This is a genomic window from Ruegeria sp. YTSB088 (genome assembly GCF_059609825.1).
Genome location: NZ_JBXWMM010000004.1, coordinates 365,387 through 390,609, shown reverse-complemented (window position 1 = coordinate 390,609; position 25,223 = coordinate 365,387). Strand labels below are relative to the sequence as shown.

22 protein-coding genes and 1 pseudogene are annotated in these 25,223 nt (G+C 57.4%); 5 read left to right on the top strand and 18 right to left on the bottom strand.

From position 1 onward, the window contains the following. Positions 1-173 precede the first annotated feature (173 nt). The 4 genes from AC2FFA_RS09295 to AC2FFA_RS09280 form a co-directional block, all read right to left on the bottom strand. Positions 174-1,070, bottom strand: a complete 897-nt coding sequence (locus AC2FFA_RS09295; RefSeq protein ID WP_496851308.1) for an EamA family transporter — start codon at positions 1,068-1,070, stop codon at positions 174-176. A 58-nt stretch (positions 1,071-1,128) separates the two neighbouring features. Beyond that, positions 1,129-1,752, bottom strand: coding sequence for an NAD(P)H:quinone oxidoreductase (gene wrbA / locus AC2FFA_RS09290; RefSeq protein WP_496851306.1), 624 nt, complete (start codon positions 1,750-1,752; stop codon positions 1,129-1,131). Positions 1,753-1,858: 106 nt separating this feature from the next. After that, complete coding sequence (locus AC2FFA_RS09285; protein WP_496851304.1) at positions 1,859-2,728, bottom strand: LysR family transcriptional regulator; 870 nt, start codon at positions 2,726-2,728, stop codon at positions 1,859-1,861. Between the two features lie 1,796 nt (positions 2,729-4,524). Then, on the bottom strand, positions 4,525-5,808 hold the full coding sequence (locus tag AC2FFA_RS09280) for a cytochrome-c peroxidase (RefSeq protein ID WP_496851302.1): 1,284 nt from the start codon (positions 5,806-5,808) through the stop codon (positions 4,525-4,527). Positions 5,809-5,811: 3 nt separating this feature from the next. Here AC2FFA_RS09280 and AC2FFA_RS09275 point away from each other — a divergent pair, with 3 nt between their 5' ends. Further along, entirely contained in the window at positions 5,812-6,282 is a 471-nt protein-coding gene (locus tag AC2FFA_RS09275; protein WP_496851300.1) for a tetratricopeptide repeat protein, read from the top strand. Positions 6,283-6,312: 30 nt separating this feature from the next. Here the strand turns inward: AC2FFA_RS09275 and AC2FFA_RS09270 are convergent, their stop codons facing one another. Genes AC2FFA_RS09270 through AC2FFA_RS09245 form a run of 6 tightly spaced genes read right to left on the bottom strand, consistent with a single transcriptional unit; the run spans position 6,313 to position 11,889 of the window. Continuing rightward, a complete protein-coding gene (locus AC2FFA_RS09270; protein WP_299897883.1) occupies positions 6,313-7,374 on the bottom strand; it encodes a TRAP transporter substrate-binding protein in 1,062 nt (353 codons plus the stop codon). Positions 7,375-7,398: 24 nt separating this feature from the next. Then, entirely contained in the window at positions 7,399-8,688 is a 1,290-nt protein-coding gene (locus AC2FFA_RS09265; RefSeq protein ID WP_299897880.1) for a TRAP transporter large permease, read from the bottom strand. After that, complete coding sequence (locus AC2FFA_RS09260; RefSeq protein ID WP_496851297.1) at positions 8,689-9,276, bottom strand: TRAP transporter small permease; 588 nt, start codon at positions 9,274-9,276, stop codon at positions 8,689-8,691. Positions 9,277-9,329: 53 nt separating this feature from the next. Next, a complete protein-coding gene (locus tag AC2FFA_RS09255; protein ID WP_496851295.1) occupies positions 9,330-9,845 on the bottom strand; it encodes a flavin reductase family protein in 516 nt (171 codons plus the stop codon). After that, a complete protein-coding gene (locus AC2FFA_RS09250; protein WP_496851293.1) occupies positions 9,845-10,735 on the bottom strand; it encodes an aldo/keto reductase in 891 nt (296 codons plus the stop codon). Before AC2FFA_RS09250 ends, AC2FFA_RS09255 begins: the two co-directional genes overlap by 1 nt. Further along, positions 10,735-11,889 carry an LLM class flavin-dependent oxidoreductase gene (locus AC2FFA_RS09245; RefSeq protein ID WP_496851291.1) on the bottom strand — a complete coding sequence of 385 codons (1,155 nt, stop codon included), beginning with the start codon at positions 11,887-11,889 and terminating at the stop codon, positions 10,735-10,737. The genes AC2FFA_RS09250 and AC2FFA_RS09245 overlap by 1 nt, the downstream gene beginning before the upstream one ends. A gap of 105 nt (positions 11,890-11,994) precedes the next feature. On the opposite strand from AC2FFA_RS09245, the gene AC2FFA_RS09240 reads away from it, so the two are divergent. Beyond that, the gene (locus AC2FFA_RS09240) at positions 11,995-12,705 is read left to right on the top strand and encodes a GntR family transcriptional regulator (RefSeq protein WP_496851289.1); all 711 of its coding nucleotides are present in this window, start codon (positions 11,995-11,997) and stop codon (positions 12,703-12,705) included. 12 nt (positions 12,706-12,717) lie between these two features. After that, on the top strand, positions 12,718-13,815 hold the full coding sequence (locus tag AC2FFA_RS09235) for a Gfo/Idh/MocA family protein (RefSeq protein ID WP_496851287.1): 1,098 nt from the start codon (positions 12,718-12,720) through the stop codon (positions 13,813-13,815). Positions 13,816-14,101: 286 nt separating this feature from the next. On the opposite strand, the pseudogene AC2FFA_RS09230 reads toward AC2FFA_RS09235, so the two are convergent. After that, a pseudogene (locus AC2FFA_RS09230) lies at positions 14,102-14,209 on the bottom strand (integrase core domain-containing protein); the annotation flags it as partial. 247 nt (positions 14,210-14,456) lie between these two features. Next, the gene (locus AC2FFA_RS09225) at positions 14,457-16,742 is read right to left on the bottom strand and encodes an adenosylcobalamin-dependent ribonucleoside-diphosphate reductase (protein WP_117873091.1); all 2,286 of its coding nucleotides are present in this window, start codon (positions 16,740-16,742) and stop codon (positions 14,457-14,459) included. Between the two features lie 129 nt (positions 16,743-16,871). Between AC2FFA_RS09225 and AC2FFA_RS09220 the strand changes: the two genes are divergently transcribed. Continuing rightward, on the top strand, positions 16,872-17,303 hold the full coding sequence (locus AC2FFA_RS09220; RefSeq protein WP_496851285.1) for a DUF1489 family protein: 432 nt from the start codon (positions 16,872-16,874) through the stop codon (positions 17,301-17,303). Here AC2FFA_RS09220 and hisG read toward each other — a convergent pair whose 3' ends face one another. The 3 genes from hisG to hisS are packed head-to-tail and all read right to left on the bottom strand — an operon-like array spanning position 17,304 to position 20,569. After that, positions 17,304-17,993: an ATP phosphoribosyltransferase gene (hisG, locus tag AC2FFA_RS09215; RefSeq protein ID WP_496851283.1), complete on the bottom strand. Its 690-nt coding sequence runs from the start codon at positions 17,991-17,993 to the stop codon at positions 17,304-17,306. It abuts the gene before it with no gap. Continuing rightward, on the bottom strand, positions 17,990-19,078 hold the full coding sequence (locus tag AC2FFA_RS09210) for an ATP phosphoribosyltransferase regulatory subunit (protein WP_496684778.1): 1,089 nt from the start codon (positions 19,076-19,078) through the stop codon (positions 17,990-17,992). Before AC2FFA_RS09210 ends, hisG begins: the two co-directional genes overlap by 4 nt. Before the next feature lie 3 nt (positions 19,079-19,081). Beyond that, positions 19,082-20,569, bottom strand: a complete 1,488-nt coding sequence (gene hisS / locus AC2FFA_RS09205) for a histidine--tRNA ligase (protein ID WP_496851281.1) — start codon at positions 20,567-20,569, stop codon at positions 19,082-19,084. Between the two features lie 129 nt (positions 20,570-20,698). Here hisS and AC2FFA_RS09200 point away from each other — a divergent pair, with 129 nt between their 5' ends. Beyond that, the gene (locus tag AC2FFA_RS09200) at positions 20,699-20,893 is read left to right on the top strand and encodes a SlyX family protein (protein ID WP_117873086.1); all 195 of its coding nucleotides are present in this window, start codon (positions 20,699-20,701) and stop codon (positions 20,891-20,893) included. 4 nt (positions 20,894-20,897) lie between these two features. Here the strand turns inward: AC2FFA_RS09200 and AC2FFA_RS09195 are convergent, their stop codons facing one another. The 3 genes from AC2FFA_RS09195 to dnaE form a co-directional block, all read right to left on the bottom strand. Then, positions 20,898-21,266, bottom strand: coding sequence for a hypothetical protein (locus AC2FFA_RS09195; protein WP_496719414.1), 369 nt, complete (start codon positions 21,264-21,266; stop codon positions 20,898-20,900). A 16-nt stretch (positions 21,267-21,282) separates the two neighbouring features. Beyond that, on the bottom strand, positions 21,283-21,501 hold the full coding sequence (locus AC2FFA_RS09190) for a YMGG-like glycine zipper-containing protein (RefSeq protein WP_496670435.1): 219 nt from the start codon (positions 21,499-21,501) through the stop codon (positions 21,283-21,285). Positions 21,502-21,590: 89 nt separating this feature from the next. Further along, on the bottom strand, positions 21,591-25,091 hold the full coding sequence (gene dnaE, locus AC2FFA_RS09185) for a DNA polymerase III subunit alpha (RefSeq protein WP_496851278.1): 3,501 nt from the start codon (positions 25,089-25,091) through the stop codon (positions 21,591-21,593). Positions 25,092-25,223: the final 132 nt, after the last annotated feature.

The window sequence follows — 25,223 nt, the reverse complement described above, 5'->3', positions numbered from 1 at the left end:
GAGCAGGTCTGGGCCGTCCGGATACTGCGGCGCCAGAACGCATCCCCTTTATCATGCGTGGGGAAACCTAGGACTTCGATATTCTAGAGATCTGGCGAACGGGCTTGAGCGAGGCGCTGAGCCATTCCTCGCTCACTTGCGTGATCGGGCCCATTGTTTGCAACTCAAACCCATCAAGCAGATCCAGCTGTTGCTGGTCTCCATTCTTTTAAACCCGAATTGTCCCTTCGACTCACTCTCTGGCCAACCACAACAGAACCAATAACTATGGCTGCTCCTGTAGACTGAGTGAGGCTAAGCGTTTGTCCCAAGTATACCCAGCCGAGCACGACAGCTGTAACAGGACTCATCATGCCGAGCATCGAAACTGCACTGGGGTCCAGGCGCGCTATGCCACGAAACCAAAGAGCATAGGTTGCTGCAGCACCGATCAACCCAAGCCAAATAAGGCCGGCGACATTTGTCACGCTGAGCACAGGGAGAGGCGGCTCAAGAAACAGTGCGACTGGCAGCAGTATCAAACCACCGGCTGTTAATTGCCACGCAGTGAAACTCAGCGCCGAGACCGGAGGTTGCCATTTCCGGCTGAGAACAGTGCCAGCAGCCATTGACGCGGCTCCTCCCAAACCTGCTGCTATACCGATCCAATCAAGTTGTGCTTCTGGTCCGATCAGAAGCAGAGACACACCCATTACGCCAGTCGTGGCGGCGCCAAGTGCACCAAGTCGGATTGGGGTTCCCAGCCATCCCCACGCCATCAAAATCACGATCATTGCTTGCAACGATCCCAGGGTGGCTGCCACACCACCAGGTAACCGATAGGCAGCAACGAAGAGGAGCACCCAGAACAGAGCGAAATTGAGGCTGCCTAAGACGAAAGTTCGACCGAGCCATTCGCGTGGTGGAACGCAGCGCGTCACTGCAAGCAACAACAAGCCAGCTGGCAGAGCTCGTAACGCAGCCAGGGTAATCGGATAGCCAGCCGGGAGCGCTTCCGTAGTTACCAGATAAGTGCTTCCCCATACCGCTGGGGCGAGTGAAGTGAGAAGAATATCGGTTGAGCGTGACATTGTATGTCTCCCGGCTGAGGCGTTTGAGAATTTGAGTGAGACGTCAGAGGCGCGCGGGTTACGCTGCTTCCGCTTGAAGGTTTGATCCAGCGAGGCACGCTGTAATCGTTGCAACATGAGCACCCTGGAACCGCGCCCCGGCTAGGTCGGTTTCGGTAGGCGTGCGAGAACCATCAGCACCGGCGATCGTTCCCGCACCATATGGTGCGCCGCCAATGATTTCTTCTGATGTAGTCTGGCCAGCAAATGTGTAGGGCATTCCGGCAATCAGCATCCCAAAGTGTTGAAGAGGGACTTGCGTTGTCAGAAGGGTCGCCTCGTGCCCGCCATGTTGCGAACCCGTAGATGCAAAGACCGCCCCGACTTTACCAACCAGAGCATTCCTAGCCCAAAGCCCGCCAGCCTGATCCAAGAACGACTTCATTTGGCCGGCCATCATGCCAAACCGGGTCGGTGTTCCTAAAATTATTGCATCATAGTTTTCCAGATCTGCCGGCAAGGCTATAGGCGTATCATCGACGACGTAGCCGGCCTGCTGGCGGACTTCTTCAGGGACGGTTTCGGGCACACGCCGAACGTCAACTTCGGTGCCGGGAACACTTCTGGCGCCTTCAGCTTCGGCATCGGCCAATGTGCGGACGTGGCCATAGCTTGAATAGTAGAGAACGAGAATACGTGACATAGGATACCTCTCAGGGCTGTGACTTGTTCCCTGAGAGAATGGAATTTGTTGCGCCGCCAATTAAGTCGCGCTCTTTGACATCACTCTTTACCTGTATTGAACAATGTCACGATCTGAGAGCCAGGCGCAGATGATCAAGAAAGGCTGTGACCTTGGCGTCCATTCCCAAGCGAGATGCCGTAACGGCGAATACTTCCGGCGCGGGCAGTTCGTGGTCAGGAAGAACTCTCACCAAGGCTCCGCTGGCTTCAGGAGCGTCAGAAACAAATTCGGGCAGAGTTCCGATACCCTGCCCCGCTATCAATAGATCCCGCAAAACGAGGCTGTTGCCGACCCGCACGCGCGGATTAAGCTCCAGTGTTGTAGCAACTTCGGCGGCCGAGAGCTTCCAGCTCGTCAAATGATCGGCAAGCAAAAAGCCGATGATTGCGTGGTTTTTCAGATCCGCCGGCTGGGTCGGCGTCCCGCATCGCTCCAAATAGTCAGGAGACGCAAATATTCTTTGCCGCATCACGCCGATCCGTCGGGCAACAAGTGCCGAATCTGGCATGGCAGCGCGGATACGGATCGACAGATCGAAGCCGCCCTCGACCATATCGATCACCTTGTCGTCCATCGAAAGGGTAAATCGCAGATCTGGATAAGTTTCCAAGAACTCTGGAAGCATCGGCGCGATAACGGTTTGGCCGAAGGAACTTGACGCATTTACCCGAAGGTGCCCACGCATCGCTTTTGAACCTTCCCTGATGGTCTGTTCTGTTTTTTCGACTGCGTCGAGAATTCCAATTGCATCTTGGTAATAGAGACTGCCGGTGTCAGTCAGTGACATAGATCGGGTCGTTCTGGTGAGGAGGACGGTTCCCAGGCTTTCTTCCAGAAGCTTTATTTCTCTGCTGAGAAGCGCAGGAGAAACACCAAGGTCTTCCGCCGCACGGGCAAAGCTACCGCGTTCAACGATACGGCGAAAAGCTTGCATGACTGACAGTTTGTCCAACTCTAGGCCCCCGAGCAGTTTTTTTGAGCCGCCCAGTTGGGCGTAACGAACTTCAAGTTATACGACTGCGTCACTGGTGCGAAGGGGCGGCGCGCGGGCGTTGCTGGTGTTGATCTCCGGGCGGTTGCCAGAAAACAATCATCACTCTATTTTCGATGAGGCTGGGAGTTAGGGGCAATGGCAAAATCTAAGAATCCTCATACACCGAAAAACGTTCCAAGCCGGTCGAACAATGAAAAGTCGGATCGCCCTGTCGAGAACAGGCCTATACCGGTTAGCGACGCTGTTAGTGAGCCAACTCGACAGGAAAGACTCATGGCGATTGCAAAAGATGCGGAACGACGCCTCAAGGGTTCAATGAAGCTACTCTCTTGAAGTCGCAATACGAACTTCCAAAGGAATAGCAGCACATAAATTCCAAGTGCAGCCTTCGATACGCTTCACCGCAAGTTACCAGCTTCCCAATGAGCACTTAGAAGCAACAGAGCATACAAAAGGTCTGGTAAACGCAAGCGCAAATTGGGTGCCGCCCCGAATACTTCCTCCTACGATTATCCCTCTGCACACGCGCATCTCTTCTCTCTAGGCACATACGCTCTCTATAGGGACATTCTATCTATCGGTCGCTCTCTAGGGCGCTCTTACGTGTGTCCTATCTCTGTAGTGTGTTCTCTCTAGGCGCATCTATTTCCTGTCTATGTGAGATCGTCGGCATTTGATCTCCGGAGTAGCTCAATAGTTTTGCTGGCCTAGACCCGTGCTTACGTTCTCTATGTGGTTATCTCTCAGGAGCTCTCTACGCTGGCCTGAGTTACGTTTGTTATCTTACGTATGTCTGGTGTCACATGGCCTGCGTTCCGTCGCTCTGTGAGCTTTCTGGCCTGTTCTCGGATGGGTAGTTTTCAGAGAGCCCTGTTTTATTGGATTTCTCTGGTTCATAGGTTTACATTTCTCCGGAAAAATCCCGATTTTGGCCCGGATCTGTCAACTTAATGTTAACTTAGTGTAAACCTTTTGGGCTGATTTGGGGTGTTTTTGAGGTCGAAAGGTTTACATTCCGTCGATCCCAAGAGGGCGGATGTAAACCTTTGTCAACCTTAAGCAACCTTTTGACGTTGTCGCGGGATCTGGCGTGGTAGGACGAACCAGCCATTCCTTACCGCGGGGCCGATGCTAAGTACCTATTAGCTCTCCGAGATTTACATAGGTGCCGAAGCGAGAGGCGATACAGCACTACTTGAAAGCTTGTCACATTTGAGGGCAGTCGGCCCATTGCTGCCTTTGGTCGGTGGGCTTTGCTGCGGTGCGACCTGTAAGCAAGGACATTTGCTGCAGACGCAAAATATGATGGGGGCGGACTCATAGATCGCGGACAATGCCAACATTTGAAACCTGCACTCAGAAATGCGAAGCGCAACAAGAGCATCCCACCAGTATGCTTTCCTGATCGATACTCGATAGATCAGCAAGTGCGTATGACGGCTTTGTTGGTGGTTTTTCGTATCCCGGGGTGGCGATAAAGACGCGCGGTCGAGATTGAATTCATATGGTAACGGAAATATGCCGCCCTCAAGAACAGCGCCCCAGATACTGATGTTGGTCTTGTCAGATTTTATCGGTCCGATACCATATCAGAAGTAAATATTTTTGTTTCGCGCCGCTCTACAGAGACTTTTTTTCTACGGATCACTTCATTCCACGCTCGCGTCAGAAGGGAGAGTCAAGAAGGACGGCAGGATGCGATTTCTCTGGCTGTACCTTGATGATGTGAGGGATGATTAAGGAGCAAATCCTTTCGGCACACCGAATTTCGACGAGTCGACGCTGCTACCTGTCAAGGAATGTAGAAAAGCAATCAGGTTTTGGGTTTCCAATTCCGTGAGTTGGATCGGTTCAATGTCATTTTTTTCGCGTTGACGTTCCATTTCATAGTAGTCCTCCCAAACTAGGAAATCAGTTTTTTGTAACCATGGTACCTCGGGTAATGCAGCCATTTGAGGAGTCCATTTGTCGAGGCTTGCCTGCGGATCCAAATGATGGCGAATGACGCTTTCAAGATCGGGGAACGCGCCATTGTGACCATAGGGCGCGGTCAGGGCAACGTTTCGTAGCATCGGGGTGCGGAACCTGTAAGCATCCTCCAGGCGGTTGCTTTCACCCATGCGGCCCACATCCCGGACGAAGGGATCCCACTGCCGGGTACGACCCGGCCCAAAGGGTGGTAAACCCAATGCATGGAACTTCTGATCTGACATGAGCGGTCCGGTGTGGCAGGTGGAGCAGCGAGCTTCGCCGTAGAATAGCTTCATCCCATCCATTTGTGCTGTTGAAAGGGCATTCGTGTCGCCCGCAAGGTAGTGGTCAAACGAGCTGTCGGTGCTACGCCACTCAATCGCCATGAAAGCGGCCAGAGCGTTGGCGACGTGGGTGATAGTGATGTCCTCGGTCGTCTCGACCTCATCAAAGGCGGCGACGATGGCCGGACCATAACGTGGATCGGTGCGGACGCGTTTCGCCAGAATCGGCCAGCCCTTGTCAATACGATCATGCACCGCGCCCGTGACCTCATTTTCGGCCACATTGCCCGCCATCTCGAATTGTGAGGTCAGGGGAAACAGAGCCTGTGCCGCAAGCAGAGAATTCAGGCCTTCGGGCAGCCACTCCTGCGCCGGGGAATTGAAGCCGTTGCCGTAGTCATTGGAAATGCTCAGCCTGCCGTCATGAAAGACGGTGTGAATGTCCTTGGCCCCAAGGTTCCATAGGCCCGGTGAGTTGCGGGGGATGCGTTTGCGTATTCTGTCGGCCCCGGTGCCGGGTGTGCGGTCCGGTCCCAATCCCTGCCCGCCTTCTCCTATGCCCAGCGACAACCCGTCCGAGGTGCCGAAATCCGGGTGGTGACAATGGGCGCAGGTAATATTGCGGTTGCCGGACAGGATCGGGTCGTAAAACAGTTGATGACCGATGGCGGCCTGTTCCATATCAAAGGGGATAAAGTCATCATCGGTCAGCGGGTGCGGCAAATCCTGTGCCGCAGCGGCCGCGACCCAGGAGAGAGCAATCATCCCATGCGCCAGCTTGTTTTTGCCTTTTGCGTTTTTGCGTCTCCGGCTCTGGCTGAACTGGAGCAAGCGCGCGATATGATGGAAGCCGGACAGTTTGCAGCCGCACGCGAGGAACTTCTTCCAGCCGCTCGCTCGGGCAACGCCGAGGCCGAGGAGTTGATCGGCGTGATGTACGGGCTGGGTCTCGGGGTCGAGCAGGATTACGAACGGGCCTTTGAATGGTATCTGCGCGCCTCGATGAAGGGGCATCCGGGGGCGCAGTCGGGCGTTGGCTGGTACTACGAATTGGGTCTGGGCATACCTGCGCCCGATTTGGTGCGTGCGTATATGTGGTACACGCTCAGCGCCATTGGCGGCGACCCCGACGCGGCGATCAGCCTTGAGGAAGTGGTAAAGAAAATGTCGCCGGAGCAAATCGAAAGGGCGCATGTTCTCGTCAATGACTACAAAGGGTGGATGTACCCGTTTCGGTGAGGGCCGGGCCGTAAAGCCCGACCCTTCCGTTTAGTTCAGGTCCGCATCGCGAGCGGCGTTGACGTCCGCCTCAGCCGCCGCAACCGCTTCGGTCATTGCAACGAAGATCTCATCGCCACGAGCAACGTTGGACTGGAACCAATCATAGACTGGCGTTGCGGCCTCTTTGAACGCAGCTTTCTGTTCGGGTGTCGGCACATAGAGGTCACCGCCACCGGCGACGAAATCCTCATAGGCTTGAATCGACTTGCGCTTGGGAGAAGCAAAAGTGGCCTGTTGCAACGCATAGAACCCGTCGACCACGACGCGACGCATATCCTCAGGCATCTCTTGGAACTTGGCGTTGTTCATCCACCACAGTGCGCCCATATAGGCGTGGCCGTCCAGCGTCACATATTGCAGGCCCGCATCCGGGAATTTCATGCCCATGATGTCTGTGATGCCGTTCTTGGATCCTTCAACGACACCGGTCTGGAAACTGGTGAACAGTTCCGGCCATGGGATCGGGGTAGGCGAAGCGCCCAACGCCTTGACCAGTTCCTGTGGCAGATCAGCGACCACGGTGCGGATTTTCAAACCTTCCATATCGGCAGGCTCAGCAATCCGGCGCTGGGTGTTGGCAAAGTTGCGCCAGCCGCCGGTGTTGCCGATGGTCATCAGGCGGATTGCGCCACCGGAATCCTCAAGCGCCATGTCACGCATGGTACGGGTGAAGTCGCCCGACAGTACATGCTCGGCAATGCGATCATCGGCCATCAGATAGGGCAGGTCTAAAACCTGCACGTAGGGAAAGATGCCTGAGGCACCGCCGGAAGTGGAGATGTAGATGTCGATTGTGCCATCTGCCACGCCCTGCAAGCACTCGGCTCCGTTCGAGCAGAGCTGTGTGCCGATGAACAGATCGACTTCAATCGCGCCGTTCGAGGCAGATTCGACATAATTCTTGAAGACGATCAGACCATCATAATCCTCATCGTTTTCGTTCGAATTTGCAGTTGCGCGCAGCGTATAGTCGGCGGCTGTCGCGGCCATTGCGGACGCCGCCACCAGCGATGTGGCCACCGCTGCGGTTTTGATAAAGTCTCTGAGCATGCGTTTCCTCCCTGTGGAACTTGGTTAGTTGGCAAATCCCGTTATCCTCGGGATCGTCATGGATAGTGCGGGGATATACGTGATCAGGAAGATCACGATGATTTCGACCGCCAGGAACGGCAGGATCGCCTTGGCGATGGTTTCGACCCGTTCGCGGGATACGGCTGCTGCCACAAACAGCACCAAACCCATCGGTGGTGTGGCGAGGCCGACCGTCAGGTTGACGCTCATGATAATGGCGAAATGGATCGGGTCGACGCCGAGGCTGGTGAAGATCGGGCCAAGGATTGGTCCAAGGATGATGATCGCGGGGCCTGCGTCCAAGAACATGCCGACGATGAACAGTAGCAGGTTGATCAGGAACAGAAGGATCAGCGGGTTTTCTGACAGGCTGAGGATCAGCGAGGCCAGTTGTTCCGGCGCATGGCTGAGGCTGACAACCGTCTTGAACGCCATTGCCGCGCCGACCAGCAGAAGAACAACGGCTGAGGTCATGCCTGCGTTGCTGAGCACCTCGGGAACTTCTTTCCATGTCAGTGTGCGCAGGACGAAGAAACCGATGATGAAGGCATAACCCACGGCGACTGCCGCAGCCTCAGTTGGCGTGAAGATACCACCCAGAATACCGCCCAGAATGATCACCGGTGTCATAAGTGGGAAGAAGGCCTTCAAACTGGCCTGACGCCGCTCGGACCATGTGTATTTGCGGCTGGCGACGGGGAAGTCGTAGCGGTCGGCCATCAGTTTGATCATCAGCATCAGACCGACTCCGACCATCACGCCCGGAACGATACCCGCAAGGAACAATGCGGCCACGCTTTCGCCCATCACATAGGCATAGATAATCATTATGCCCGAGGGCGGAATGATCGGCCCGATCACGGAACTCGCCGCCGTGATCGCGGCGGCAAATTTGCGGGTGTAGCCCTGTTTCTCCATCGCCGGGATCAGCATTGATCCCAACGCGGAGGTATCAGCAACGGCAGAACCGGACAGGCCCGCGAACAGGATCGAACTGAGGACGTTCACATGCGCCAGACCACCGCGCAGGTGGCCCATCAAAGCCTGGGAAAACTCGACGAGGCGGATGGTTATGCCACCTCGGTTCATGAGCTCTCCTGCCAGCATGAAGAACGGGATCGCCATCAGAGGGAAGCTGTCCATACCGTTATAGACATTGCGATAGAGCAGCGTGATGTCGTTCGTCTGGCCGTTCAGCCACAGCAGGATTCCGGGCGCCGCAAGCAAAGCGAAAAAGACCGGCAGGCCGATCAGCAGGAAAATCAGGAAAGTGGGCAGGAACCAGATCAGCATTTATTCGGCCCCCACTGCCGCATCGGGAATTTCCGGCAACAGGTGGCCGCCGCCCAGCAGAGTGATGAAGGATCGCAGGATCAGCTCGATATTCACCGAGATCAGCAGGATAATCCCCACCAGCAGCGATGCCATCATCCAACTGCGCGGAATGCGATACCATTCGTCGTACCCGAAAGAGGTGGGCAGATACAGCGCGGCAGTGGCGAATTTGCCGCCAAAGCCGGTAACCTCGGACCAGCCGATGTTGACTGCGACCACCAAAACGGAGAGCGCGATCAAAAGCAGGAACAGATTCAGCGTTTGGCCGATGACGCGGGGAAGGAATCGTTCCAGCATGTCTATGGCCACAAAGCCGCCGCGCCGAAAGGCGGTGGGCGCCATAAGACCGGTCATCCACAACATGCAGAACCGCGCGGCCTCATCCGGCCAGGGCAGCGCGTTGCCCAGAACGTATCGGAAGAACACCTGGATCAGAATTGCGATAACCATGAGCGCAATCGCAACAACACCAACCGCGCGGCCCAGACGCAGCACGGTTTCGTTCACGAATGCAATCGGCGCAAGCACCGATGCCAGTCCGCTCATGCGGATCCTCCCTTGTTCAGCCGCGGGTATGTCCCACGGTCGTCAAATCGCGCTTAGGCTTTCGCGAATTGGCCGAGTTTCCCAGCATAGAAGGTCAGCGCGTCTCCATCCGACATGCTGGCCTTGAGAACCTTTCCAACTACAATAACGTGATCGCCTGCATCGTGATACGCGTGCTGTTCGCATTCGAACCGAGCCAGGCAGTCCGCCAACACCGGTGTCCCATTATCACAGCGCTCGTGGTTGATGTCCCGCAGTGCAAAGGCGTCTTTCGAGCAGCCGAAGCACAGCTCGGCCTGTTCCGAGGACAGCACGTGGACGCTGAAATGACGGGCTTTGTGGAAATAGGGGAAGCGGCGCGAGTTGCGGTCTCCGGCCCACATGATCAGCGGTGGGTCGAGCGATAGGGACGAAAAGCTGTTCGCGGTGATGCAGACCGGCCCGTCCGCGCTGTCGCAAGTGACGATGGTGACACCGGTCGCAAAGCGGCCGAAGGCATCGCGCAAGGTGCGGGTGTCGTCCTTTTGAGGAACGAAGGTGTGGGTCATGTCCTTTGAGATTGCGTTCATCACGGAACCTCGTGCCCCAGTGCCGCCTCGTACAGGCGGAACCAGCTTTCCCGATCCAGTTTGACTTTCAATGCGTCCGAGGCGCGTTTGATCCGGTCCATACTGTTGGTGCCCAGAACCGGCAGGATGTTGGCCGGATGGGCCAGCAGGAACGCCACGGCGACGGCGGCGCGATCCACGCCGAACTCGGCTGCGATTTCATCAGCGACGACCCCAACCGGTGGGTTTCCGGCCATCAACAGGCCTCCACCCAGCGGCGACCATGCCATCAACGGATGGCCATGCTGTTGGTGAAACGCCAGGTCTCCGTTGGTGAAGGGGCTGATCTCACCGAGAGAGATTTCGATCTGGTTGGTGACCAACTGCGTTTTCATCGCCGATTGCAGCAACGACCAATCCCACGGGCGGAAGTTGGACACACCGACGGCGGCGACCTTCCCACTGGCAACAACCTCATCCAGAGCTGCTCCGGTTTCATGGTGGTCCATCATGGGATCTGGGCGGTGGATCAACAGCAGATCGATGTGGTCAATCGCCATTTCCGACAGCGACGTGTCGACCGATTTCAGAATGTGGGCGCGCGAGGTGTCGTAGTATTTTACTTTCGCATCCGCGTAACGGCCAACCGGCGCGACGATGTCACATTTGGTGACAATTTCCATCTTCTGACGCAGGCTTGGATTGGCGCGCAGGGCCGTGCCCAGCACAGCCTCGGCCTGGTAGCCGCCATAGATGTCGGCCTGATCGAAGGTGGTGATGCCCTGATCCAGACAGGCCTGAATCTTGGCCTCGACATGGCCCGCGGACGTGTCACTGTCGTCGCCCAACCGCCACATGCCATAGACAAGGCGGCTCATTTCCAACGAGTCAGATAGTTTCACACGTTGCATCAGCGGCGTTCTCCGTTGCCCAGCGGTGTGGCCGGGGTCGCATTTGGAACCCTTCCGTAAGCTTTGGGAAGGGAACAGGTTTTCAGGTTCGGCAACACGCGGGCGCCGAAATGACGGGCTTCGTCCAGATGCGGGTAGCCCGAGAAGATGAAAGCGCGGATCCCCATCTTCTGGTATTCCTCGATCTTCGACATAACCTGATCGGTTGATCCGACCAGAGCGGCACCGCAGCCAGACCGCGCCCGGCCAACACCGGTCCAGAGACCGGGTTCGACATAGCCGTACTCATCCGCCAGGTCGCGATTCCTGGCCTGATGAGCCACACCGAGCGAGGTCGAATCCAGCGCCCGTTCGCGGATGGCGCGACCGTATTCGTCGTCCAGCTTCGAGACGATGTAATCCGCGTATTCCTGCGCCTCAGCCTCGGTATCGCGAACGATCATATGGACACGCAGGCCGTAATCCAGCGTGCGGTCGTAGTTTTCAGCGACGGCGTGAACAGCCTTCATCCGCTCGGCCAGTTGGTCCTTGGTTTCAGGCCACATCAGATAGACATCGCAATGCTCGCCACACAGATCCAAAGCGGAGGGAGAATAGCCGCCGAAATAGAGTAGCGGCCCTCCAGTCTGGTATGGCTTGGCTGGGTCAGTGGTCAGGCCCGAGAAGTTATAGACTTCGCCTGCATGATTGATCTCATCCTGCGTCCAGGCCTGTTTCAGAATCTCCACCACTTCGCGCGATCGTTGATAACGAAACCCGCTGTCGGCTTCCTCACCGGGAAAGTCGGATGAGATGATGTTAACCGTCAACCGCCCCTTCAGCATGTGATCCAGCGTTGCGATGGTGCGGGCCAGCATGATCGGTTGCATCTCACCACAGCGTACGGCGGCCAGCAGGTTGATCCGGTCGGTGATCGGAGCGCAGCCAGCGACAAAGCTCAGCGTGTCCTGACCGACCTGATAGGAGGACGGGCAGAGGATGTTGCGAAAACCCTGCGCTTCGGCCTCTTTCACAATGTTCGAGCAATGCTCCCAACTCGACCGCAGGTCGCCATCGGGAACGCCAAGGAACTGGTAATCATCGGAACACAGCGCGGCAAACCACGAAACTTCGGCCGCATCCAGATCGGGGGATGTGATGGGGACGATGCTCATTTGATTCACGCTCCGTACATCTTTGACTTTCCTCTTGCGTAGCAATCGCTTTGATGTAGATCAATAGTGTATCAATTCTTCCTGCGGCCGAGTGAAGCGTCTACTGTGCCTGTGTCCAACCGAAACCAAAATGCCCTGCCGGTATATATTCAGATCGCGGAACTTCTGATCCGTGACATCGCGGCTGGTCGCCTTATTGAAGGTGAGCGCTTGCCACCCGAGCGCGAGATGGCCGCGGAGTTGAATGTCTCGGTTGGAACGCTGCGAAAATCGCTCTCTGAGCTAGAAAAAAAGGGGATGTTGGAGCGTATCCAAGGCTCGGGCAACTACATCCGCGAGACCGGCACACAAAACAGCGTCTATGCAATGTTCAGGCTGGAACTGCCTGAAGGAGGTGGCCTGCCACGTGCAGATATCCTGTCGGTTGACCATCTGAAGAAGCCAGTCGAACTGCCAAAATTCGGTGCTTCTGATGCCGGTTCGCGTGTCCGGCGGATGCGCTACCTGAATGATACAATCATCGCTGTCGAAGAAATTTGGCTGGACGAATCAGCCGGCCTAATCGACCAGAGCCTGCTGTCCGACTCGCTCTATCGCTATTATCAGCACCAATTGGGCTTTTGGATCGCAAGGGCCGAAGACAGAGTCTCGGTCCGTCCTCTACCAGACTGGACGCCCCCAGACTTCACCAAACCAGCGGGCCAAGCGGTAGGTTATATCGAGCGGTTCAGCTGGTCGGAAAGCGCCGAACCCGTTGAATTCTCAAAAACATGGTTCGACCCGGATCGGGCCAACTACGTTCAACGTCTGAAGTAAAAGGAATCGCACATGACCCGGACCATCAATTACGGGCTGATTGGATGCGGAATGATGGGGCAAGAGCACCTGCACAATATCGGATTGCTGGAAGGCACCAGTGTGGCTGCGATCTTTGAACCAGATCAGGAGATGGCAAAAGCCGCTAAGGCAATTGCGCCAACTGCAACCATGGTAGGTTCCGTGCAAGAGCTTCTAGCGGTAGAAGAGCTGGACTGCGTCGTCATTGTCAGCCCGAACCATCTTCATGTGGACCAGATCTGCGAAATCGCTGAAACACGTCCACTACCGCTTTTGGTAGAAAAGCCATTGTTCACCGACCCGCAAGACATGCCGCGACTCGAGCAGTTGCAGCGCGACTACACTTGCCCGATTTGGGTTGCGATGGAATACCGGTACATGCCCCCCATTGCTGCTCTGATCGAGAAGGCTGAGGCGACAGGTGGGGTAAAAATGCTATCGATCCGCGAGCATCGTTTTCCATTCTTGGACAAGGTCGGCAACTGGAACCGGTTCAACCGAAATACTGGTGGTACTTTTGTCGAGAAATGCTGCCACTTCTTCGACCTGATGCGTCTGATATTGAAATCCGATCCGGTGCGTATAACGGCAAGTGGTGGGCAGGCGGTGAACCATTTGAACGAGAGTTACGACGGTCAAACCCCAGATATTCTGGATCACGGCTATGTTCTGGTCGACTTTGCTTCGGGTGCGCGCGCGATGTTGGAACTTTGCATGTTTGCCGAAGGCTCACGCTATCAAGAAGAAATATCGACCGTCGGACCGGACGCCAAGATCGAGGCGTTGGTGCCCGGACCCGGACGATTCTGGCCCGATCATTTGGGAACCCCGCCACTGCCGCAGTTGATCCTGAGCCCGCGCAATCCCAAAGGTCCGGTATCAATGGACGTTCCGGTGGAACCCAACCTTTTGGCGGCCGGGGATCACAATGGGTCGACCTACTATCAGCATAAAGGGTTCCTGGCCGTGCTTCGTGGCGAAAAGGCAAAACCGGATGTGAGTTTGAAGGACGGCCTTTGGGCCGTTAGGATGGGGCAAGCGGCACAACAAGCAATAGAAACTGGTGAAACGGTTTACTTGATCGATTGATTGGGGCCGGAGTCACGGGTGCGGGTTTCAACCGCTAAAAAGCCCCATTGTTGCAGGCAGTGTCTGTCATCGAACGATTTGGAACACGAGCGTTTGATTGGTTTAGGGAGCGACTCCGGCTCGTTGCAGTATAGGGCGGCAAGGCCAGACTTTGGTCTTGACCCCAGAAACTGGTCCGAACTGAGTGCAATATTTTGGGTGCAATTCTGGCAGCAGCGGCCCTGTGCGGCCTCATCTGACTGGTCCAGTTTGATTGTAAGTGCATCATCGGCCTGTAATCCACCGGGATGATGGTTTCGGGCGCTGGCGGGCGATAGCCCAGAACACTAAGGGGGCGTTTTGTTTTACAGTGTCTCCTCCGTTGTTCGATCAAGGTTTTTGCTTCGCGTAACGCAGCTGCGGCGGATATGGCGATGCGTTATTATACCAAAGACAAACATCGTTTTTCTCGGTGGCTTCAAGTGGAGGCCGGGAATTGTATGACCCCAAACGAATGCGCCGACCCTCGCAGATCAGCGCATTTCACTTTTAATGATTTCAATGACTTAAGTCGCAGTGGAAGAAGCGGACCTGAAAAGTGGCAGACAATTCAGCCAAAGCAGCTCTGAATTGCCCGTCCTTTCATAACTGGACTAAGAAAACTAACCTGAACACTTCGAATGCCCACAACTGCGACACGTCATGCAGCCCTCAATCATCACCATGTCGTACTGGCCGCAGGACGGGCAGGCCTTGCCGCGCGGCGCGTCCATGTTAACCACCTGCGCCTGCGGGTCGGACTTCAAGCCCATGCCCTCACCCTCGAGGAACCCAATCGCGATCAGGTGCTGCTCGATCACGCCACCGATCGCCGCGAGGATCGACGGGATGTATTTGCCCTTCACCCACGCACCACCACGCGGGTCGAACACGGCTTTCAGCTCTTCTACCACAAAGGACACGTCCCCGCCCCGCCGGAATACGGCCGAGATCATCCGGGTCAGCGCCAAAGTCCAGGCGTAATGCTCCATGTTCTTCGAGTTTATGAACACCTCGAACGGACGCCGCCTGCCGCCGATGACGATGTCGTTGATGGTCAGATATATCGCGTGCTCACTGTCGGGCCATTTCAGCTTGTAGGTGGACCCTTCCAGCGACTGCGGCCGGTCAAGTGGCTCGGACATATAGATGACGTCTCCGCCATCCACCTCGTGCGGAGCATCCGCGCTTTCGCCCGGCACCTTGTCATCGCTTTCCGAAACGGTCAGAACCGAACCGGTCACATCATTCGGGCGATAGGTGGTGCAGCCCTTGCAGCCCTGATCCCAGGCTTGCATGTACACGTCCTTGAAGGCGTCGAAAGAGATGTCCTCTGGGCAGTTGATCGTCTTCGAGATCGAGCTGTCGATCCATTTCTGCGCTGCCGCCTGCATCTTGACATGCTCGGCCGGCGTCAAGGTCTGGGCGTTCACGAAATAGTCGGGCAAATCCTTATCGCCAAACTTGTCGCGCCACATCTGCACGGCGTAATCTACCACCTCTTCTTCGGTGCGCGATCCGTCCTTTTGCAGAACTTTACGGGTATACGCATAGGCAAAGACCGGCTCGATCCCTGACGACACGTTGCCCGCATAAAGGGAAATCGTTCCTGTGGGCGCGATCGACGTCAGCAGAGCGTTGCGGATACCGTGCTCGCGGATGGCATCCCGGACATCGTCATCCATCTGCTGCATGGTGCCGCTGGCCAAGTATTTCTCGGCGTCGAACAGGGGAAACGCCCCTTTTTCCTTTGCCAAGTCCACCGACGCCAGATAAGCGGCGCGCGCGATCGCGTGCAACCAGCGCTCGGTCTGACGCGCCGCCTCGTCGGAGCCATAGCGCAGGCCCAGCATCAGCAGCGCATCCGCCAATCCAGTCACGCCCAATCCTATACGGCGTTTATCTTGTGCCTCAGCCTCTTGCTCGGCCAGCGGAAATTTTGACGCATCAACGACATTGTCCATCATCCGAACAGCCGTGGCGACAAGTTCTTGCAGGGCCTCTTCATTCAAACGGGCGGTTGCTTCAAACGGTTCAGACACCAGGCGCGCCAGATTGATCGAACCCAAAAGGCAGGCCCCGTAAGGCGGCAACGGCTGCTCACCACACGGGTTCGTGGCCGCGATGGTTTCAACGTAGCTGAGGTTGTTGGCCTGATTGATCCGGTCGATGAAGATCACGCCCGGCTCGGCAAAATCATATGTCGCCTGCATGATCTTGTTCCACAGATCACGCGCCTGAACGGTGTGATAGACTTTGTCACCAAACACCAGTTCCCACGGTCCATCAGCCTTGACCGCCTCCATGAACGGATCGGTCACCAGCACAGACATGTTGAACATGCGCAGGCGGGCGGGGTCAGACTTGGCAGTGATGAACTGTTCGATATCCGGGTGGTCGCACCGCATGGTCGCCATCATGGCACCCCGGCGCGAGCCTGCCGACATGATCGTGCGGCACATGGCATCCCAGACATCCATGAAGCTCAGCGGCCCCGAGGCATCCGCCGCGACGCCTTTCACGTCAGCGCCACGCGGCCTGATGGTCGAGAAATCATAGCCGATCCCCCCACCCTGCTGCATTGTCAGCGCGGCCTCTTTCAGCATGTCGAAAATGCCGCCCATGCTGTCGGGGATCGTGCCCATCACGAAACAGTTGAACAGTGTCACCTGCCGCGCGGTGCCCGCACCCGCAGTGATGCGCCCGGCGGGCAGGTACTGGAAATCCTCCAGCGCCTCATAGAATTTCTCTTCCCAATGCTTCGGGTCTTTTTCCACGCGCGCCAGATCGCGGGCAATGCGCCGCCAACTGTCTTCGACCGTCTGATCGATGGGGGTGCCATCCGCCTGCTTAAAGCGGTACTTCATATCCCAGATCTGCTCGGCGATGGGGGCGGCAAAGCGGCTCATTGGTGATTCCCTGTGCTGAAAGAGGTATCCAGACTACCCCAAATCACATGCTCACCACAACACCTTGATGACACCGGGAACCAAGCTACAATATAAAGATCAACGTCGGGACGACTCTGTGGGAAAGCTGTGGATAATTACGTAAACCTCCTAAAACTGTCCGTCGGTTCGGAAAGTGTCGATACGTTGATGGCCTGGCAGCACAGCCGCATGTCGCTTTACGAGGACGGCTTACCACGCCACGTCACACGTATGTGGCCCAAGCGCGAAGCCGAAATACTTAACGGCGGATCAATTTACTGGGTCATCAAAGGTGTAATCCAGTGTCGGCAGCGAGTCCTGCGGCTGGATGAAGTGATCGGAGAGGACGGCATCCGTCGCTGTGCCATTGTACTGGACCCCAAGCTATACCGCACCCAGAACGCCCTGAAACGCCCGTTCCAGGGGTGGCGTTATCTCAAGCCAGAAGATACACCAGCCGATTTGCCCAAAAACCGCGAGCAGGACGACGCCCTGCCCGACGATCTGAACCGCGCCCTGGCAGAAATAGGCGTGCTGTAATTACCGCAGCCGACCCAGCAATTCGGACAGGGCTGCTTTTTCTGCCGCGTCATATTTTGCAACCCGACTGCGCCACAACGTGGCCTGCGATTGCAGGATCAGACCGTCCGAGAGGATCTTCAAATGGTTGGCCCGCAGGGTCTCTCCGGTAGAGGTGATATCGGCAATTGCTTCGGCGGTTTCATTCATCACCGTGCCTTCAGTCGCACCTTGGCTGTCGACCAGCGTGTAATCGGCCACGCCCGCTTCTGTCAGGAATTCCCTAACCAGACGGTGGTACTTGGTGGCAATCCGCAGCCGGTGGCCGTGGGTCTTGCGAAACGCAGCAGCTGCCGCGTCCAGGTCATCAAGCGTATCGACATCGACCCAACACGCCGGGGTCGCGATGATCAGATCAGCTTTGCCGAAGCCAAGCCGCGAAACCTCTTCAACCTGCTGTTCCCAGCGCGGCAGTTTCTCGTGCACCAGATCGATCCCGGTAACACCCAGATGAATCCGCCCCGCCGCCAGTTCACGCGGGATCTCCCCCGCCGACAGCAGGATCAGAGAGACACCGTCGATCCCTTCAACCTTGCCTGCGTATTCCCGATCCGACCCGCTGCGTGACAAGGTGATGCAGCCTTTTTCGAACCACGAGAACGTCTTTTCCATCAACCGGCCCTTCGAGGGCACGCCCAGTTTCAGGCTCATACTGCACCTTCCTCGATCTCCAGCATCAAATCGGGGCGCAACACACCACCAACTGCCGGGATTTCGTCCCCGTTGCCCAATTGGCGGGTCAGCGCGTCATAACGCCCGCCCGTGGCGATCGGAGGCAGGTCAGGCCGACCTTCCGCGTAAAAACCAAATACGAACCCGTCGTAATACTCCATCGACGTCCGGCCGTAGGCGGCCTCGAAATCCAGCCGATCCACATCGACGCCACGCGCCTGCAGCGCAGCCACGCGCGCCTCCAACCGGTCCAGAGCGGGCGTGATCTGCGGCAGGTCCACTGCCACGTCGCGCAGCTGTTCCAGCGCGAATGGCATGGTCTCGCGCACGTTCAGCAACGTTTCTAGCCCTGCAAGTTCATTGTCTGAAATCGGCGGGGTATCGCGGTCTTCGCGCAGCGCCTCGACCCGCGCTGCGATTTCAGCTGCGCGGCGCTTGCCGATCATAGGGGCATCAAACGCCATCGGATCGGCTGCGTCCAGTAGCGCGTTGCGCCCTTCCAGAGGCGGCTTGCGACCTGCAAACCGATCCAGCAACATACGGAATCGGCGCGGTCTCCACAGGTGTCGCATCAGCGCTGCTTTGCGACGGTCGGTCGTGCGCAGCCCCTCGACAGCGGCGGTGAGGATACCGATATCCCCTGTCGCCGCCCGCAGAGGCAACCCACGCAACTGCAGTGCCATCAGCGAAAACACCTCGGCATCCGCCCCGGCGGGGTCTTCCCGATCAAAGACCTCATAGCCCACCTGAATATATTCGTTGGCGCGATCGGGGTCATGCTCCTGACGGCGGAACACTTCGCCCGAATAGGTATAGCGCGCGGGCTCAGCGCCTTCGTTCATGTGCATCTGCACGACAGGCAAGGTGAAATCCGGGCGCAGCATCTGTTCACCGCGCAGCGCATCAGACGTGACATAGGCGCGGGCCCGGATGTCTTCACCATAAAGATCCAAAAGCGTTTCCGCCGGTTGCAACAGGGGCGTGTCCACCACCTGAGCACCCGCAGCTTCAAACCGGACACGCATCATCGCGGCGCGGGCCTGTATCTGTGAACGGTTGGGCATGTGTCAGTCCTGACTGTCCAGAATTTCACGCACCTTGGCGACCAGTTCACCGCGCGGCACTTCGAACTGGCTGGGGCGTTCCTTCCATTCCTCTAGCGTTGCGCTTTCGGCAATTTTGGCGCCAAGGATCAGGTCCTTGATCTGGACGATACCATTGACTTTTTCATCCCCGCCCTCGATCACCGCAATCGGAGAGTTCCGTCTATCCGCATATTTCAGCTGATTGCCGAAGTTCTTGGGGTTACCCAGATAGACCTCGGCCCGAATACCGGCATTGCGCAGTTCCGCCACCATCGCCTGATAGTCGGCCATCCGGTCGCGATCCATAACGGTCACGACTACAGGACCCGTGGCCTGCGCGGCGATCCTGCCTTTTTCGCGCAGCGCGGCCAGCAGACGGTCGACACCGATAGAGATGCCGGTCGCTGGCACTTCCTGGCCGGTGAAGCGCTTGACCAGGTCGTCGTAACGGCCGCCGCCCGAGACCGATCCGAACTGCCGTTTGCGGCCCTTTTCATCGAAGATTTCAAAGGTCAGCTCGGCCTCATAGACCGGACCGGTATAATAGCCCAACCCCCGAACGACGGAAGGATCAATCTCGATCCGGTCCACACCATAGCCACCGGCATCCAACAAAGTGCCGATCTGTTCCAGTTCGGCGATCCCATCCGCACCGATCTTGCTGTCGCCCACCGCAGCGCGCAGATTGGCCAGCGTTCCGGCGGTATCCAGAGCCTTAGATGTCAGGAAGGCAATCACCGGTTCAGCCTGATCTTTACTGAGCCCTACACCGTCAATGAAGGCGCCCGAGGCATCCAGGCGGCCCTTGGTCAGCAACTCGCGCACACCCTGCTCACCCACCTTGTCGAACTTGTCGATGGTGCGCAGAACGTTGTCTCGGGCGGCGGCGTCTTCGCCCAAGCCCATCGCTTCGAGCACGCCGTTCAGAACCTTGCGGTTGTTGACCCGCACCAGATAATCGCCGCGCGGTATGCCCACGGTTTCCAGCGTATCCGACAGCATCGCGCAAATCTCGGCATCCGCCGCCATCGAGGCCGTACCAACCGTGTCCGCATCGCATTGATAGAACTGACGATAGCGCCCCGGTCCCGGCTTTTCGTTGCGCCAGACCGGACCCATCGCATAGCGTCGATAGGGCGTGGGCAGGTCGTTGCGGTGCTGCGCGTAAACGCGGGCCAGAGGTGCGGTCAGGTCATAGCGCAGGGCCATCCAGTCGCCATTGCCGCCATCATCGAATTCCTGCCATGCAAAGACGCCCTCGTTCGGGCGATCCACGTCGGGCAGGAACTTGCCCAGCGCATCGACGGTCTCGACCGCACTGCTTTCCAACGCGTCGAACCCGTAACGATGATACACGCCCGCAATCGTCCGCAGCATCTCGGTGCGCTGCGTGACTTCCTCGCCGAAATAGTCACGGAACCCTTTCGGCGTGACGGCCTTGGGGCGGGGCTGTTTCTTGGGCTTGGCCATGTGGGGCGTCCTTGGGAGAGTCCTTGTTCCGCGCGCGGTCTATCCCATGGCCCGCATCGGGGCAAGGCGCGCTTTCTCTGGCCTTGGGCCGACTGTGTCGCTATGACCAGCGCAGGACAGGAGTCACTTATGCAGCATCTGGAAGAAGAGATCGCCCATCTGACCCGTATCGTGGACGAGTTGAACACAGTCGTCACCAGACAACAGTCGGAAATCGACCGACTGACCCATCGGGTTGAAATGCTGTTGCAGCGAGAAGCAGAACGGGCGCAGGAAGGATCCGGCGGCATAATCCTTGGTGACGAACGGCCGCCTCACTATTGATACATTACAGCCCCAGTGTCGATTTTACAGCATTGTCCACGACGCCGCCCAACAAGGCGTTTTCGTCCCCGGCACAGCCCTCTTTCAAAGCGGCCACAAAGGATTCGCGCAGAGCGGCCTTTTCCTCGTCCGAAGTCGCGTGGGCCTCGATATCGACCTGTCGGTTGTATAGCGACAGGGCCGTCATCTTCCCAACCACGTCCAGAATGTACTCTTCGTTCCCGTCAGCCTCTTCGACAACAGAGGCGCAGGTGTGATACATCAGCGGCAGCGCGTTCTGCATCATCTGTTCGGCTTCCTCATCAGCAAAGGCCGATCCGGGGGCTGCGATCAGAAAGGCGGAGGCCGCTAGCTTCAGCGAATTCATACGCATCTTCGTTCTCCTCCACTCACTTGGAATTTGCGCCGATCAGCGCACCAGCCACTGCACCTGCGGCAGCACCCTTGCCGTCGCCGATCAGGGCACCGACACCTGCGCCGATCACAGCGCCTTTGATCGTATTTTCCTTTTTCTTGTCATCCGCCAGCCCAGCTGAAGCCGAAACCAAAGCCAGCGATGCCGCTGCTACAAATACAGTCTTTCTGAACTTGAGACCCGCTATTGCCATAACTGCGCCCTCCCGTGGCATGACCTAATGACATCTCGCTCTGTCAGGTCAGCCTAGCGAGGCGCTAATCAACTGGCAACAAAGCGGTGTCAGATCTCTTCGACGGTCATCACGCCCTCCAGCGATTTGATCGCGCCCTTGATCTGCGGGTTGATCGGGAACTCGCGCCCCAGATCCATTTCGACATCGCCGGGCAGGCTTGGGTCCAGCAACATGAACTGGATTGGCCCCCGTGCAGCCCCTTTCGCGGCAGAGGCGGCGTCTTCCAGCACCTTGGCGACCGAAGGCACAGCCTGCGCTTCGTCAACGTAAATTCGCAGCCCGGTTGCCCCGGCCTCGGCCACAAGGGAATCCGCCGGGCCAACCGAGCGGCCCAGCAGCTTGAGCTGATCGGCTTCCATCGTCGCCTCGGCGGTTAGAACCACGTGCGCACCGGTTTCCAGAAACTCGCGGCACTTTTCCAATGTGTCCGAAAACAGCGTCACCTCATATGCGCCGGTGGGATCAGACAGCTGAGCGAAAGCAAAGCGGTTGCCCTTGGCCGATTTCCGCTCCTGCCGCCCGGCGACAACCCCGGCCATCTTGGCGATCAGCGGACCAGACCGGGCCTTTTCCGTAACCTCATCCAGCGTCATCACCTTTTTTCGTTTCAGCGCAGGCATGTAATCGTCCAGCGGGTGCCCTGAGAGGTAAAAGCCGATGGCCTTGAATTCTTCGCTGAGACGCTCGGCCGGCAGCCAGTCCGGCGTCGGCGACAGGCGTGGTTCAGGCAGGTCGTCTCCGGCCTCACCGAACAAAGACACCTGATTGGAGTTTTTCTGTTCATGGATGGCCGCCGAATACTGTACCAGGCGGTCAAGGCTTTCGAACACGCGGCGACGGTTCTTGTCGAGCTCGTCAAAGGCCCCGGCACGAGCCAGCATTTCCAGCGGACGTTTGCCGGCTTTTTTCAGATCCACTCGGCGGGCAAAGTCGAACAGATTGACAAACGGCTTGTCGGCACGCCCTTTAACCACAAGGTTCATCGCCTCGACGCCCACGTTTTTCAAAGCGCCCAGCGCGTAAACCAGTTCGCCGTTCACAACGTCAAACGTCGACAGTGAGCGATTCACGCATGGCGGAACGTAGGGCAATTCCAGTCCCTTGCGCACTTCTTCGAAATACACCGCCAGCTTGTCCGTCAGATGGATATCGCAGTTCATGACGCCGGCCATGAACTCGACCGGGTGGTTCGCCTTGAGCCATCCGGTCTGATAGCTGACCACCGCATAGGCCGCGGCGTGGGATTTGTTGAAGCCGTAGTTGGCGAATTTCTCCAGCAAGTCGAACACTTCGGAGGCCTTCTTGGCATCCACGCCGTTCTCACCTGCGCCCTTTTCGAATTTTGGGCGTTCAGCGTCCATCGCCTCTTTGATCTTTTTACCCATCGCGCGGCGCAGCAGGTCGGCGCCGCCCAACGAGTAGCCCGCCATGACCTGCGCGATCTGCATCACCTGCTCCTGATAGACGATGATGCCCTGCGTTTCCTCAAGGATATAGTCGATCAGAGGATGCACGGACTCGATCTTGCGTAATCCGTTCTTGACCTCGCAATAGGTCGGGATATTCTCCATCGGGCCGGGACGATACAGCGCCACAAGAGCCACAATATCCTCGATGCAGGTGGGTTTCATGCGCTTGAGTGCATCCATCATGCCCGAGCTTTCAACCTGGAACACCGCCACGGTCTTGGCTGCTGAGTAAAGCTTATATGTCGCCTCATCATCCAGCGGTATGGCGTTGATCTGGTTTTCGGCCCCCTCAGCGGGTTCATAAAGCTCGGTGCCATCGGCGGCGATGTGCAATGGACGCCCAGACTTGAAGATCAGGTCCATCGCGTTCTGGATCACGGTCAGCGTCTTCAGGCCCAGAAAGTCGAACTTCACCAGCCCGGCCTGTTCAACCCATTTCATGTTGAACTGGGTCGCGGGCATATCGGAACGCGGGTCCTGATAGATCGGCACCAGCGCATCCAGAGGCCGGTCGCCGATCACCACCCCTGCCGCGTGGGTCGAAGCATTCCGTAACAGTCCCTCGACCTGCTGGCCGTAGGTCAGCAACCGGTCGACTACCTCTTCCTCGCGCGCGGACTCGCGCAGGCGCGGTTCGTCTTTCAGCGCCTTTTCGATGGAGACAGGTTTCACTCCCTCAACCGGGATCATCTTTGACAGGCGATCCACCTGCCCATACGGCATTTGCAACACCCGCCCGATATCGCGTACAGCGGCTTTTGACAGCAATGCGCCGAAAGTGATGATCTGCCCCACCTTGTCGCGCCCGTATTTTTGCTGAACATAGCGGATCACCTCTTCGCGGCGGTCCATGCAGAAGTCGATGTCGAAGTCGGGCATCGAGACCCGCTCGGGGTTCAGGAAGCGTTCGAACAGCAGGCTGTAGCGCAGCGGATCAAGGTCGGTGATCGTCAACGCATAGGCAACCAGCGATCCCGCACCCGATCCCCGCCCCGGCCCGACGGGAATGTCCTGATCCTTGGCCCATTGAATAAAGTCCGCAACGATCAGGAAGTAACCAGGGAAACCCATCCCTTCGATGATGCCCAGTTCGAAATCCAGCCGTTCCTGATACTCTTCAGGCGTCACGGCATGCGGGATCACCGCCAGTCGTTTCTGCAAGCCCTCATTTGCGATGCGACGCAGTTCGGCAACCTCATCATCAGCGAATTTCGGCAGGATCGGGTCGCGTCGATAGGCCATGAACGCGCAGCGTTTGGCGATCTCGACGGTGTTTTCGATGGCCTCGGGCAAGTCGGCGAACAGGGTCGCCATCTCTTGTTGTGACTTGAAGTAATGCTGAGCCGTCAGGCGGCGGCGGCCTTCCTGCTGGTCGACATAGGCCCCTTCCGATATGCAGATCAGCGCGTCGTGAGCTTCGTACATGTCCGGTGTCGGGAAATAGACGTCATTCGTGGCGACCAGCGGCAGGTTCTTGGCATACGCCATCTCGATATGGCCACGTTCGGTCAGTCTCTCTGCCTCGGGCTGGCCATCCTCACCCGGATGGCGCTGGAGTTCGATATAAAACCGGTTAGGGAACATTGCCGCGAGCCGGTCGACCAATGCTTCGGCCGCAGGACGCTGGCCCTGTTGCAGCAGCATCCCGACCGGGCCGTCGGGTCCACCGGACAGGCAGATCAATCCTTCAGATCGTTCAGCCAATTCTTCCAAAGTGACCTGAGGCAGTTGCCCGCCCTTGTCCACGTAGAGACAAGTGCTGAGCTTCATCAGGTTTTCGTACCCGGTCTCGGACTGCGCCAGCAGCACCAGAGGCGCGGGTGTCTTCGGCTTCTCGCCGGGCTGGGCCTTGACATAGGTCAGATCAACCTGGCACCCCATGATCGGCTGCACCCCGGCCCCGCTTGCGGTGACCGCGAATTCCAGCGCCGAAAACATCGAATTGGTATCCGTCACGGCAACGGCTGGCATCTCCATCTTCTCGCACAGGCCCGGCAGCTTTTTCAGCCGCACGGCGCCTTCCAGAAGGGAATATTCAGTGTGAACGCGGAGGTGAATGAATCGTGGAGAACTGCTCATAACGCCCAAGTTACTCCAGCCGGCTGCGCGACAAAAGGCAGAACCGCGCCACGTTTGCCGCAAAAATATCGCCATTGATTATTCGGCTTTTTCAGAAGGTGCTTCGGGATTGACTGGGCGCCGCAATCAAAA